The organism is candidate division KSB1 bacterium (genome assembly GCA_034506395.1).
GTDB lineage: Bacteria > Zhuqueibacterota > Zhuqueibacteria > Thermofontimicrobiales > Thermofontimicrobiaceae > Thermofontimicrobium.
Genome location: JAPDPQ010000014.1, coordinates 37,390 through 52,218, shown reverse-complemented (window position 1 = coordinate 52,218; position 14,829 = coordinate 37,390). Strand labels below are relative to the sequence as shown.

The following is a 14,829-nucleotide window of genomic DNA, read 5'->3' as shown; positions in this document are numbered from 1 at the left end:
CACCGCGGCTGCTATTGAAGTTGTGAGTGGCTTCATCAATACAGTTTTCTTTGCACAATTGAATTGTCATTACGCGATCTGGAGATTGAAGCAATATTTTACAGATGTTGTTCAGTATCCGGATCAAAAAAATGAGCGTTTTCCATATTAAATATGATTTCAATCTCTTTTCCTACAGCAGGGGTTTCTGTGGCAGTGACTCGAGCGACAAATTGATGTTTACCTGAATGAAAGTATAAAAAGATTTCGTTTCCCATCGGTTCGACAACTTCCAGCAAACTTGTAGCCTTGACCGTAGTTGCCGAATTGGGGGCAAAGCCTGGTAAGGAGATATTTTCAGGCCGAATTCCAAAGATGATCGACCGCCCCTCGTAGGGCTGCAACTTTGGCTGGAATTTCGTTGGGATAGAAAGCTGGAGTCGCCCCTCATCAAATATCAGACCGTTTTGATTACGAATCACTCCGGTCATAAAATTCATCGATGGGCTTCCGATAAAACCTGCTACAAATTTATTGATCGGCCGATGATACAAATTGAGCGGGGTATCGATTTGTTGGACCATACCATCTTTCATGACCACAATCCGGTCTCCCATGGTCATAGCCTCCATCTGATCATGGGTGACATAAATCATGGTCGTCTCCAGACGATTGTGCAACTTTGATATTTCGGTGCGCATTTGAACGCGAAGTTTAGCATCGAGATTAGAGAGCGGTTCATCAAATAAGAATACTTTGGGCTTGCGAACAATCGCTCGTCCGACAGCCACCCGCTGTCGCTGCCCTCCAGAAAGCGCCTTTGGTTTTCTATTCAGCAGATCTTTGATCTCTAAAATCTCGGCTGCCTCATTCACTCGCTGGTCGATCTCTTTTTTCGGATATTTCCTCAGTTTCAGACCAAATGCCATATTTTCATAAACAGTCATATGGGGATAAAGCGCATAATTTTGAAACACCATCGCAATATCGCGATCTTTCGGCGGCACGTGGTTGACCAACCGATCCCCAATATAAATATTTCCTGATGTGATATCTTCCAATCCAGCAATCATGCGCAATGTGGTGGATTTCCCGCATCCTGAAGGGCCCACCAATACCATGAACTCCTTATCCGCTATCTCGATATTAACATCCTTTGCAGCAATCACATTTTTATCGAAGATTTTCGTTACATGCTCAAGTTTTACGCTCGCCATAACTACTCCGAGGAGGTCAATTCATCTTCTTTTATTGCCATTCAAAAAAACAGTCGTTCTTATAAAGACAAAATGCCAATCAACCCGACCTGGTCGCCATAGAACACGATCCCACCATCGTGCCTACAAAGTGTGTCTCATGTCTTAGAACCTTTTTTCCGAGCTTAATCAATTCTACCGTTTCTTTCAAGGATAATGCCACCGAAGGAAATGTGAAGTCACATGACAAGTATATTAATCAAATCTTTTAGGCGAGTTTTCAACGACAATTTATAAAATTTTCGACTAAAAGTCAAGCAATTTTATTATGGCCTCCCGAAAAATTATTGCATCGATTGATTGAAATAACTAATGATCTCACCGACTAAATAGTGCGAACCAATGCAAAGGATTAGATCATTGGGCTGCGCCAATTGCAATGCATACATAATCGCCTGTTTGCTTGTAGGACATTGATAAATCCTATCGGAATACCTCGATGCAACCGCCGCAATGCTTCTCGGAGATAACGCTCGGGTGGAATCTGCCTTGGTAGCAATAAACAGATCGGCCATGGGCGCTAGAGTTGCAACCATTGCAGGATAATCTTTATCTCGACACACCCCAAACAATACGATCAAACGCTCAAATTTGAATATCCCCTGAATGGCTTTCGCTGCATGCAATATCCCATCAGGGTTGTGACCAACATCCAAAACGATTTTGGGTCTTTGAGAAATCGTTTGTAATCGTCCTGGCCATTGGACATCGATTAGGCCATGATAAATATCCTCATTTTTAATGGGAAAAAATCGCTTATTCAAAATCGTCGCCGCGGCCACAGCCAGACCAGCATTTTGAATTTGATGCGCCCCAACCAGCGATAATTTCAACTGCGGAAAAAAACAGCCATTCACTCCTAGATTTATTGTTGTCAGTCGTTCGGTCAATTCGACATTTTTCACTTCAATGAAACGTTCCATCTGAATGTGTTCAGCATGATTTTCCTTACATACTTTTTGAAAAACTTGATTGACCTCAGGGTAATGGCTATAAGTAAGGCATATGACGCCCGGTTTAATAATGCCTGCTTTTTCGAAAGCAATGCTTGTGCGGTCAGAGCCCAATTGCTTGGTATGGTCAATTTCAATTCCAGTGATAATGCTGAGTAATGGATGGATCACATTGGTAGCGTCCAGACGGCCACCCAATCCCACCTCGATCACAGCGACATCCACAGCTCGTTCTGCAAAATAAAGAAACGCGATCGCTGTAACTGCCTCAAAAAAGGTGCATTTATACTTCTGAATTAAAGGTCGCAACTGCGTAATGTAGCTGATCAGTTCCTCGCGGCTAATGGCTTTACCATCGCAGCGAATTCGTTCTCCAACATAGACCAAGTGTGGCGACGTGTAGAGCCCGGTCCGATAACCAGCAGCTCTCAACATCGATTCCAGCATAGCCGAGGTAGAACCTTTGCCATTCGTCCCCGCGATATGAATTGTAAAATATTTTTCGTGAGGATTGTGCAACTCACTAAGCATTGTTCGAATCTTGTTCAATCCTAATTTCCAGCCTACGCGGGTTAAACTCGAAAGATAATTAAGCGCTTCATCGCTATGATTGTTCAAAGCATCCCCTGTTTTTTGTGTTTGAACTGTTGGCATGGCTCAGCTTATCCTATAAAGCATTTGTACACAATTAAGCATCCATTCATCGATTTCGCTGTGCATTAAACTTCATTACGTTATAGGTGTTCCATCTCTATTGAAATGTGTTTAACCGAGGATAAGAATGATCAACATTTCTCACTTCTGCACAAGCGAAGCGCGCCAGCATTAGGTTATGAATCCAATTATTTTCGTGCATCTGACCCTAATGTAGCACATTTTCCATGTTTTGGTTAATATGGCTCGTTTTTGAAAAAGTCATCCTCCAGAATTTAATTCAATCCTGATTCTTGCAACCAAACATTTGCATCTATGCAAGAATTTACCGTTCGCTTGGTAAATTATTGCATATCATCCTGCATCGGGTCAATCGAAAGTGTTTATCTCTCAGAAAAGCTAACAACGATCGATCCACCTGAGGCTTGCTAAAGAGATAACAACAATTAAATCAATAGGCATGATCATCGGTAAAATTTGCCAGGAGTCTCTATATATTAGCTGAGGTTCTCCCCTGTGGCATGTATTTTGCAATTTCTTTATATAATTAAATTTTTCAGATTTGCAATGTATCACACCCAACTTGGTATTTCGCGATGAGATATGTTTTTATCATGGTCTGGCTGCTATTATTTTTGATAGCCCAAGCCAGCTTCGCGGGCATTACTGGTTCAATTTCAGGACAATTGCTCGATAAAGATACTCGGCAGGGTTTGCCTGGCGCCGAGGTCATTATTCTCGATACCAAGCTGTGGACGATCACCGACAAATACGGCTTTTATTCGATCAGCAATATTCCACCAGGAATTTATGACATTCGCGCTAAAATGCTCGGCTATGCCAGCTTAGTCATGCGCAACGTCGTTATCCGCGCTGATATGTTCCAGGAAATCAATTTCGAGATGGTCTCCGAAGCCATCGAAGGGCCAGAGATCGAAGTTGTAGCTGAGCAACCGTTAATCGGCAAAAATTCGCCATCGCTCAGTCATACTTTGGGATTTGTCGAATTGAATAAAAGCCTGCCGATAGATCAATTTTTTCAAGCGCTCAAGACTCAAATCAGTTCGATCAATGGACATATTCGAGGGGGACGAAAATACCATACAGCCTATTTGCTAGACGGACAATCGGTTCAGGATCCGCTATTCCGAGAAATTGGCACCTTAGTTCCTTTGAGTGCCGTTTCGGAGATGAACATCTATTCAGGAGGATTCAACGCAGCTTATGGGGATGTGCTCTCGGGCATCGTGAACCTTTCCACTCGAGAGGGCAAGGACAGAACTGAGGGCTTTTTCAAGATCTTTACCGATAATTTTGGCGCCAAAGTTGAAAACGATAATCTACGACGCCTCGAGATGAGCATCGGCGGTCCACTTCTGCTCAGCTTCGGCGGTCCAATGTACGATATGAATTACTATATCTCTGGATGTGCCAATTTTGACCAGCTCCATCCATCAAATAATTTTCACTATGCGTCAACCATTTTGCCTCCCGAGAAAAATTTTCATTATACATCAAAATTATCTTTTCGCCTCTGGCAAAAAATCAAAATCAATATTCAACATATTTCTTCGAATTGGCGTAGTTCTCAAACAAATTCCATTTCCGTTGGAACTGAAACGTTTGACCAGACGAGCATCAATGACAAGTCAGGGCGAAGGCTCCATCTCACAGTGATCCATACCCTCAACCCACGGTCATTTTATACTTTAAACATTGGTCGCGATATTTACATTAGGCAATTTGAAAATCATAGCACGATGAATTCGGCCGGCGAGGGAATTCAGTCAGGGCCAAGTGCAACATTCTGGAATTGGAATAATTTAATCAACGAGCGTGTCTATTTTTTAAAAGCCGCCTATTTTCACCAGTTCCGACCTTCGGATCTAATCCAATTCGGTATCGATTTGAACTTATATCGCATTTATATGACCGACCTGGCGCTGAATCCCTTTGCCCTGTCAAATTGGGGACCGAGGTACCAATCGATAACCAGCAATCAATTAATGGTTCAGCCATTCACGGTTGCATTCTACACCCAAAACCGATTTGAAGTTGGTAATGTTGTAATCAATCTGGGGCTGCGATCCGATTATTTCAATCCGCGAGTCGTCTTCCCAGAACAATCAGTCCTAGCTAATGCCGATACTTTGAGATTAGCAGCTCAGCAAGCTCGGTCACAGTTCCAGTTGAGTCCACGTTTTGAGCTGTCCTTGCCTTTTCTTTTTAAAGATGATCGCTTTTATGTTAATTATGGGTGGTATTTCCAAATTCCGCCACTCTACTATTATTATTTCAATTCAAAACAGAGATTGGATCGGGAACATCCATTAGTGGGGAATCCGCAACTAGGGCCTGAGAAGACCGAAGCTTTAGAACTCAGCTACCAAAAAGCAATTGCTGCCAGATCTATTGTAGGCACGACTGCATTCATCAAGCGGGTGAGAAATTTGGTCAATTCGGCAAATTATCATGCCGGGCAGGACCAGGTTACGAGCTATGTTCGGTTTGAAAACCTGGATCAAGCAATGGTGCGGGGATTCGAAATTTTTATTGAAAAGCGACCAGGAAATAGCAATTTCTCAGGCAAGATCAGCTATACCACAACCCGGGCAACTGGTACAGGCTCTTTTCCGCTACAAAACTTCTATCGCATGGACCAAAGCCATTTCTCTACTCAGACGACTGGTTCTTTGCCATTAGCCTGGGATCAGCGGCACAAGTTGCTCCTCAATCTCTCATATTTAGCTCCTCAAAAAATTTTGTTAAATTTACTGGCTCGCATCAACAGTCCAGTCCCCACGCTAAACAATGATCTCGAGGTAACAGAAAGAGGACCGTGGCGAAATTACATCGACTGGCGGATTAGTCGCTCTTTCAAATTGCTTAAAGCTGATGTAACGCCTTACGCAGAGATTTTAAACCTTTTGGATAATCGCCAACCAAGTCAATGGATTAACCCTTATTACTTGACCGATGATAACTTCTGGATGTTAGGTCTCGATAGCTACTTGTACGAATATGGGCGTCGTATTCGGATCGGCTGCTTGATCCATTTCAAATAACCCATAATGACCGTTCTCTTCCCATACCCCTCTAATCATCTTCCTTAAAAAAATCAATTCCCATGGCTCTATTCATGCGTTCTTTCTGTATCCACTCCTTGCAGCTCAGCTTGCTACACATTTTTAAAACTCCAATACATTAGAGTGACGGTAAGATGGTGGTGGACTGACCCCTGTTGACGTGGAGATTCGTGAAAGAATTAATTCTCTTGTATCGGCACTGAAATGCGAACATGAGGATTGGCGGTCATATTTATTGATCGTTTCACCAGCCGCTGGTCGGGTAATGATGAATCTTGTGATTAACCGAGACTATTTGCGTTGAATGGGGGATTCTTAGGCGTTTTCTGCTTCAGAATGTTATAAAACAGTCATCCATTGCTTTGCTCAACTCCAATGAGCATCTGCTGGACAAGGAGGCCTTGAGCAAATTTTGTCCAATTTCCAGCAGGATAGCTAGCTGGCAGTGACCTCAAGTTTTCCACTTCTATTCATTAGAATAACAGCTTTGCTCATATAATAAAAAAGCACCGATGATCAAATTGATCGATCGATGCTTTTAAAATTGCTTTTTGAGCTTGTTATAATTTAGCAGCGATGCTCGAAATCAAAAAACATTGTTGGATGACAAATTTCACTCAGAAGGACACGACCATGGAGACCATTTGTCCAGTTCCGAGGATCTTGAAATCAGTATACGCATAATCTAGCGCGATCCTGGCAAAGCCGAAATCATATTTCAGCCCGCCCCCAAAGGCGAAACTAGCTGTATGATAGCTCTCATATTTGTCCTTTTCCACCGATAGGCCTCGATACCCGGCACGGAGGGATAGAATGTTATTCCACACGTATTCAAGGCCAAAATTGGAGCGCATCAAGGCGTCATTCGGGTCGTAAGCATCAGCGCTGATAGTGATCGTATTGCTGTTGCTGGTCGCCAGTTGCCCTTCCGTTCCCACCAATTGGGTTGAGAGGCCGATGCGAAATGTGAGGGGCATCGGATATTTTTCAGTTTTGAGGTTCGCATCCGCGGTGACTGCACCGGGGTTATTCGGCCATCGTTTATGGGTGACCAGCAGTTTGGGACCTGTCAGGCTCATTTCTCCTCCGAAATTGCTGAGGCACATGCCCAGCTTTAACCCCAGTACACCTGTATTGAGCAACGATCCGAGGTCTAAAGCTAAGTTTTGGGCATAGAGCTGGTAGGCTCCTTCTCGAATATATTTGATCGTGCCGCCCAGGCTAAGGCGATCAGTCACAAACCGGCTATAAGTAATCCCAATGGCGTACGCTTCCCAAGAGAAATTCGTACCGGTTCCTTCAGGCTGAGAAAGGGTTGTGATCTCTATGTCATCGGAATCGAGGAAGACGGCGCTAATCCCGATAGCGCTGCTGCCGCCGATTGGTTGGACAAATCCGACGAAACTATAAGCCAAATCTGCATAGAGATTGTTGCGCGAGACAGCCAAGGAGGTGCGATCGACTGAGGCGATACTTCCCGGGTTCCAATAGAGCCCAAATACCTGTCCTGGGATGGTCACAGCAGCCTCACCTAAGCCGGCTGCTTGTGCGCCCACGCCGAGCTTGAGAAATTGCGCCGCAGCAGTACCCACCCGGCTAATATCCTGGGCGTTCACAGTGCTGGTGCTCATAATTATTATGATCAAAACAACATTTAATATTCTTTTCATTTGCCATTTCTCCTTATTTGAAAATTGCTCTCGTTTCGGGCTGAATTAATCCGAACTATGCAATTATCGCAACACCACGAACTTGCCCATTTTCTTAAGACCGTTGGGCGTCTCCACCACATAGAGATAACAGCCGTAGGCGATCTCCTGTTGATTGAACGATAGGAGATTCCACCATTCCCAGCCGTCGGTTGGATGATCATGGTGCAGCGTAATCACCCGTTCCCCACTCAACGTGTAAATATGGATGTCGCACACGGCGGGCAAATTAATAAATGCAAGTTTACGGTGGTTACGATCGAACTCCCACTCTGCTGCGAGGAAATAGGGATTCGGCACCACCTTGACGTTTTCAAGATCGCTCTTCACGGCTTCTCGGGTGGTGTATTTAGCCGTTTTAATTCGGAACCGATCTCGCCCCTCTTTGAACGGCTTGCCCGTGATCAGGCGTAGCACATCCCCCGCAACTGGTCGTCGGCTGGTGTCAACTTTGGTGATGACAATGTTGCCGCCAACGATGCTTGTATCGATTCTTGGCGGTGGGGCGGTTAATTTAAATGTAAAAGTGAATACACTCTTTCCACCAACAACCTCCTGAACCTTGAGCTCATCTCCGCTGGTCCAGGTGTTGCGCATCTCCTGCGTCGTGTCAGCCGGATTGGGCGGCGGATAATGCGCAAATCTCGCCTTCTTATTCAATGTCAAGTTCCAAATTTCGAACGGGACAATATAGGTTGTTGGGAAGAAAGCGGTGTCAGGCTCTTCGGTGAACCGAATCTCCCAATCGAATGGCTCTTTCGTCGAGATCCCGCCCGAGAAAATCCAATTGCCAACAGATGGAGTTCCTGGTGTGTTATGGAACCATTCAATTGAATCGGGATCAAATACCACAGCGCTAAAATTCTGCTTAATGGCCAAGGTCATCCCATCAAAAATGGGGGAGACTTCTCCATTGATATTGGGAGATTTCTCGATAATATATTTATTGGCTTGTTCATCGAACAAATTGAATAGCGTTCTGCCCGGCGACGTTGTTTGATCAAAGGTGATCAAATAATCGTGACCAGTGATGGCGAATTGATCGATGATTTTAACGGTGAAGGTATGTTTAGCGTAGCTCCCCTCCAGCGGCTCGACATGGATATCCGATGGCACAAAGTTACTTGGCGTTTTGCCTGGAACAACCATGACCAAATTGGATGAGGCAGATGGGTTGATTCCCTTCGAGCACTCGAGTGAGTTCAATGGAGCCCATCCATCGGGGTTCAACTCTGGGTCTTCCCGAACACCCCGATCATAAGCCGTGACTGAATACCAATAGGTCTTGCCATTGGTGAGGTTTTTATCGACATACATATGGACGAGACCAGTATTGTTACCAAGGTTCAGATGGGGGTGTTGTGGATCGAGCCCGGAGATGTTGTTGACGAGATCGAATTGGGCAATCGGGACAAAACCAACTTCCTGACCATAACCGTCATAAATTTTATCTCCCCATTGGTTGTTAACAGGGTCCGAGGTGGTACGGTAAATTCGATATCCTTCAAAATCGCGATATTTGGTCATCAGATCAACCGCCTGCTCCGCCTTATCATCCCAGTAGAGCGTGACCTGCCCGTCGCCAGGGACGGCCCAGACCGTGGGTGTCGGTGGTGGGTCAGCGCCCTGGTAATTTAATTCGTACATGAACTGGGCATTTCTGGCATTGAACTTCACATCCGAAGTATCATCCCCCATTACCAATGCGAACGAGAACACGGTAGTGTCGCCAGCAGCCAGATCAAAAGGGCCTGAACTCATGATGAATACGCAGTCGGTACCAGTTGGAAACATCTCTCGGATTCCGGCCGGGGAATCGAAGTGGGGGTTCAGCTTGCCATCAGGGGCAGGCCAGAAGTAGGCATTATCTTCCTCTGGCAAAATGTCGGTGTTATCCCCAGCTAAAATCTTATAGGTGATCAATTCCAAGCGAGTGTTGTCCACTTGCCCAGGCCGCTGTTCCCACTCGAACCAATGCCAGCCTGTAATACCAAGCTGCTCACCCTTAAATATATCGATCACTCCATCCCCATCCAAGTCAATGTCCCGCGGAGAAGGTGGCGTCTCCAAAATCTTCAGCGCAGGAATGACCTTGTATTCAGGACCAGGAAACGGTTCGCCACCACCATATCTCCAGTCATAAATATATGCCATGTTGTAATGATAAGTGGTATCCTTTTCCGCATCGTACTCGCTGGTGATGAATGTCATCCAGTCCATTCGGTCGTTCAAGGTTCCGCTCAAATTGTATTCTGGGACGTCGGTATCGTTGTAAAATCCCACGTAAACATCATGGTAATTGTAGGGGCTATTATTAATGATTTTCATGGGGAAAAAGATGATATCTTCTGCGTAAGAGCGGCCGTAAGAAAGGGCGGAGACATCCAGCTGTAACCCCAGCTTATATCCCTGCGTGGTATCGCCATCGCTTTCAGCGTACACCTGGCCAAGATTCGTCAAATCATAGTCGGTCATGCTGAAGAAAATCTCTTTATCGGAGAAAAATTTGCCCACAAGGACAGTATCCCGAGAGGTTGGACAATATTTCCAGGGACGGGTGGGATTGGTGAAATCGAATTGGCTTGCTGCCACCGAGTCCCAGGCGATTTTGCCGGTATTGGGATCGACCGCCCACATGCCCGGCCAGACTCGATATCCTTCTTCGTTTTTAGGCCAGCTCAATGGGTAGGTACTGGTGGCCATCAATGGATAATTGTCCAACGAGGTTCCAGCTAATACCTGCCCAAAGGTCATGTCCCCAGAATGGGTTTTCCCGTAGGAACCTGCCTTCGGCCCCCAATCATTTGCAGCAAACTTCTCAGAGACGGATGGGCCCTTCAATTTTGGTAAGCCGGTTTTTAAATCCTTCGTATAGGGTGTCCAGGCAGGGTCTTCTGGCACACCGATCATCATCGTTAAATCTGGGATATAAGACCACCCTTTATAGAAAACCGCTGGGACCTTGGTCCGATAGTTCCAGGTGGATAACCAGCCATCATTAAAAACCGCATGTTGCACTTTCCCAGCATCCAACAAACCAACCGCCAAATCGATCGTATGGGCTGGCTTATTGAGTGATTTTTCTTTTTTCACGTCTGCGGCAAAAACAGTCACAATGCTGAGGATCCATATCAGCAAAAGGACCATGCCGTAGCTTATCGATCTTTTCATCAATTTTTCCTCCGCTTGATTCAATTCCATGAACCAGTAATTTGACAGATCATTATGAATCGCTGCTCAAATGATCTTATTGACAATCGGTGAAAATATGCTCTTTCAGATTGGTCAGCGATCTGTATTTTACATTTCAATCACCAATCCAACATCAATGCTCCGCCCTGGCATCCAGAACCATGGATTATCCCAGTTCGTACTGTAATTGGTTTTGCTGTAGCCAGGGTTTGGATCGGTGGGGCTACCGGTTTCCGAATAAACTTGCAGCACATTTTTACGATCAAATAAGTTATGAACCTCGATCCTGACACCAGCCCGAATCTGATTGAACATGGTGAAATCTTTGCGGAAAATCGCATCCACGGTATAGACCATGGGCCGGCGCGCCGTGTTGGGTTCCAACGCTTGGCCGCCAATTGTGGGGGTATATGGGTAGCCACTGCGCAACCTGAGAATATATTGCATGACAAAGTTTTGCAGCGGTTTAAATCCCCACAAATTTGGCCCGCCACCTTTGAGAAATTGAATCCCAAAAAATCCGGTCAATTGATGCGGGGCATCAACGGGAGAGAGGTATTCTTTTTTGGCCACGGTTTCGGCAGTCACACCGTCCCAATAACCGGACCAGGAGTAGAACTGGTTCATTTTAGAGACCGAATACGTGTATTCGATTTTTCCGAAATAATTGTCGCTCAAGCTTTTTTCAATCGTTAAATCGATCCCCCGTGAGCTGCCGAAGTCGTTATTGGTGATGATGCCATAGGTATAGCCGCCAAGGCTGTCGGGATCGAAGCCGGAAATACGGAAGCTGCCGGCATTGCCGTTGTTCTCTTTGGCCCATGCAGCCACGCGCACCGCCCAAAAATCGCTGATCTGATAATCCACCCCTGCTTCATAGGAGATAGTTCGTTGCGCATCCATATTGGCCCATCCAAAGAACGGCTGCGGTGCGTTCAGATCGAGATGCTGGTTGGTGTACAGGTCGCGATAATCTGGCACCTGGAAGAAATGGCCATAATTGAAATGGAATGTGGCCCGATCGGTAATGGGATGGCCGACACCGATTCGGGGACTAAATTGAAATTTCTTTTTACCAGTTACGACCCCGGATTTAGGATCCGACCAATCCCTCCAAGCACGGCCTTTGGAATTGGCATAGTCCAATCGATAGCCGATGTTCACGATAAAGTTTTTGAAATCCATTTTGTCCTGGATGTAAGCAGCAAATTCCTCAGGTTTCAGATGGTAAAAGGAGGGATACCCCCGCGACAAATATGGGTATTGGTACTCCAGGAAACGAATGCCGCCCACATCTTTGCCGAATAATTTGTCCTTCCAACCAAAGGTTTTATATTCGAGTCCGATCTTGAATTGATGCGCGCGATGGGCCTGCCAGGTCACATCCCCCTTGAATTGCAGCGATTGCTGAAAATTGAAATTCCAGTATTGCTCTGCCGATCCATCATATACATGCCGGATTCGCCCGTCGCTTAAGGTGTCATAGCGAAGGAATCGCATCGGCACATAGAATCCATTTGAATAGATGCCAGTAGGATATTCTTGTGGCCCGAAATCCACTGAGATGGTTGGATCATTATAGAAAAACCGATAGGCTTCGGAGAACTCATCGGCATGGCCTGGGGTAAGTCGATGATGATCGATCCCATGGACCAAATAGGATCGGCCTTTGAAGAATCGCGAGGCGCGCAGTTCATAAAATAATTTAGGGGTGATTTGATGAGTGAAAATCAAAGTCTGTTGATCGGTTCTATCATCTAAAACATTACGCCCTTCCATAGCAAAAGTCCAGGCACTTGCCCAGCTTTTTTGGATGCGCTGATTGAACCGGATCGGGATCATCAATTTGATATTGGGCGAGATGCGCCAACTCAACTTCGAGGTGAAATCCCAATACTTGTTAAAACCAAAGCTGCGCCAACCAGCCACATCATCCCAGGCTATCGGCTCAGCATGGCCATCACCATCCCAATCTGCTCGATAGCGCCAGGCTTTGCGCCACGCCCCAGTATGCCATTCCCGAAGCACATCGCCAACATAATAATAGCTCTCATTGTTGCGCAATTGATTGATGTTTTTCACCTCGGTGATGATCCCGTCCTTGATCTGCTGGAGGATCTTCTGATATCGCGGATCATCTGGCTTATCGAGAATGTCGTTGAGTGGTGTGGTATCGTAGATGTGATTATCGAACTTATAGTAATAAGGTCGGCGATAGCTTTGCTCGCCAGAGATAAAGAACGTCATGCCTTTGATGAACGGCACAGGACCAGAGATCGAGCCGATGGCCTGATGGGCATCGCGCACATCATCTGCTTTTGACCAGAGGCCAGAAATTTTGCTGGTGTTGAACTCCGAATAAATATCGAACTTGGTGCCACCCTCTTTCGTGACGATGTTCACCACCGCGGACTGGGCTTCGCCGTATTCGGCATCAAACGCGCCGATGATAGTGGTCAGTTCTTGGATGGCGACGCGGTTCACACTGGTGCCCATGCCAGCATAAATCGCATCCTCCACGTACATGCCATCGACCATGTAGGCGATTTCGCCACTACGACCACCGCGCACATGAACCTGATCGATGCCCCGCGTCTCAAACCCGGGGATCTTTTGACCTTCATCCATCATTATCACTCCGGATTGCATGGTCATGATATCTTGCGCGGTTCTGACTGGCATATTCTGAATCATCTCCGCCGTCACCGTGGCCCGTTTACTGGTCACCTCTGGCTCGATCAGTGGCCGCTCCGCCGTCACAGTCACGGTCTGCCCTAAGTCCATTACAGTCGGCTTTAGTTCAAAATTAACTTTCGTAGTCAAATCCACCCGAATGGTCACATCTACAACCTGAGGCTGATAGCCGATCATGCTCGCCTTGATCGTATATCTCCCTGGCGGGATGTTGATGATAAAAAAGTAACCATCCATGCCAGAGGCCGCGCCCATGGTTGTCCCCTGTAGAACGACGTTCACTCCTGGCAATGGTGAGCCCGTCTCAGCATCTTTTACGAATCCCGCCAACTTGCCAGTAGTTCCACCGAACGTCACGCTCCATAGCAGCAAGGCAATCAACAATGCTCCAGGAGCAATACCCAAAAGTGCTCTTGTAACTCTCAATTTAACACCTCCCAGATTTGGTTAAAGGGTTATCAGACTGGCGAGTCTGATTCAATTTGAAATTTAGGTATTGGTTTCCTCGCTGAATTGGTTGATGATGAGATGTCTCCAACCTGATGCGAATGTCCCTTCTCATTCACCAGCGGCGTCTGTTCGCTCTCAATAAGAAATAATATCGCATTCCGAGATCACGCCCTGCTCTCGCTTTGAGGACATTAGCTCAGAATGGCGATCGACAGAATTCTATCATGCTCGCTTCGCTGTCAAAAAAATTTAAAATTTTTCTGGAAACTTAATATGGAATGTTGGCGTAGGAAGGAATGCACGAAAAAATTCCTTTCGTTGGAACGGCAATTCCAACCCCATAAATTTCGTGCATCAAAACCTCCAATTAGGTCACAAATGGTTTTTATCCCTCCCCATTTGTGACCTTACTTTTATTTAAACATTGCAACAATAATGCCACCTCGCAACAATTTATATCACTGCTAAGCCTTTATTTTTTGACTGCTGAAATGAACAGCCTTCAGCTATTCAGCTATTTCTGGCATCAAATTGCATACTCATCCAGTGAAAAAACTTGCACCATAAGCTAATCGTCACAACTCGATTTTCAATTCGTCTATTGCCGAAATTCCGTCTAAAAAGCCAGCATTTATTCGAGAATTGATAATAGGCTCTTGCAAAACTCTCAAGTATTGATTTGTTGCACGCACCCGGCCGCGGGCGGTAAAGAAACTTTTTTGAGTATTGAAGATTTAAGAAATTCCTCACCGCCCGACGCTGGTGCATTGGGATGATATCGATTTCAATTTTTCAGAATTCTTGCCTTGACATTCGATATGAACGGATGGCAAAAATTAGGCGACGAGCCCTTCTC

The 14,829-nt window shown here is 45.7% G+C and carries 6 protein-coding genes; 1 reads left to right on the top strand and 5 read right to left on the bottom strand.

From position 1 onward, the window contains the following. Positions 1–98 precede the first annotated feature (98 nt). Both ugpC and ONB37_10855 read right to left on the bottom strand, forming a co-directional pair. Entirely contained in the window at positions 99–1,196 is a 1,098-nt protein-coding gene (gene ugpC / locus ONB37_10860; protein ID MDZ7400653.1) for a sn-glycerol-3-phosphate ABC transporter ATP-binding protein UgpC, read from the bottom strand. 323 nt (positions 1,197–1,519) lie between these two features. Continuing rightward, positions 1,520–2,842 carry a bifunctional folylpolyglutamate synthase/dihydrofolate synthase gene (locus ONB37_10855; protein ID MDZ7400652.1) on the bottom strand — a complete coding sequence of 441 codons (1,323 nt, stop codon included), beginning with the start codon at positions 2,840–2,842 and terminating at the stop codon, positions 1,520–1,522. Between the two features lie 596 nt (positions 2,843–3,438). Between ONB37_10855 and ONB37_10850 the strand changes: the two genes are divergently transcribed. Further along, positions 3,439–5,907, top strand: coding sequence for a TonB-dependent receptor (locus tag ONB37_10850; GenBank protein MDZ7400651.1), 2,469 nt, complete (start codon positions 3,439–3,441; stop codon positions 5,905–5,907). Positions 5,908–6,545: 638 nt separating this feature from the next. On the opposite strand, the gene ONB37_10845 is transcribed toward ONB37_10850, so the two are convergent. The 3 genes from ONB37_10845 to ONB37_10835 all read right to left on the bottom strand — a co-directional run bounded on the left by ONB37_10845 (position 6,546) and on the right by ONB37_10835 (position 13,949). Beyond that, entirely contained in the window at positions 6,546–7,598 is a 1,053-nt protein-coding gene (locus ONB37_10845; GenBank protein ID MDZ7400650.1) for a PorV/PorQ family protein, read from the bottom strand. A 63-nt stretch (positions 7,599–7,661) separates the two neighbouring features. Further along, positions 7,662–10,808: a hypothetical protein gene (locus ONB37_10840; GenBank protein ID MDZ7400649.1), complete on the bottom strand. Its 3,147-nt coding sequence runs from the start codon at positions 10,806–10,808 to the stop codon at positions 7,662–7,664. 129 nt (positions 10,809–10,937) lie between these two features. Further along, entirely contained in the window at positions 10,938–13,949 is a 3,012-nt protein-coding gene (locus ONB37_10835; protein MDZ7400648.1) for a TonB-dependent receptor, read from the bottom strand. Between the last annotated feature and the right edge of the window lie 880 nt (positions 13,950–14,829).

Bases quoted from the DNA above. Each gene is read 5' to 3' on its own strand.
- ugpC (MDZ7400653.1), bottom strand. From the start codon at position 1,196: ATGGCGAGCGTAAAACTTGAGCATGTAACGAAAATCTTCGATAAAAAT.
- ONB37_10855 (MDZ7400652.1), bottom strand. From the start codon at position 2,842: ATGCCAACAGTTCAAACACAAAAAACAGGGGATGCTTTGAACAATCAT.
- ONB37_10850 (MDZ7400651.1), top strand. From the start codon at position 3,439: ATGAGATATGTTTTTATCATGGTCTGGCTGCTATTATTTTTGATAGCC.
- ONB37_10845 (MDZ7400650.1), bottom strand. From the start codon at position 7,598: ATGAAAAGAATATTAAATGTTGTTTTGATCATAATAATTATGAGCACC.
- ONB37_10840 (MDZ7400649.1), bottom strand. From the start codon at position 10,808: ATGAAAAGATCGATAAGCTACGGCATGGTCCTTTTGCTGATATGGATC.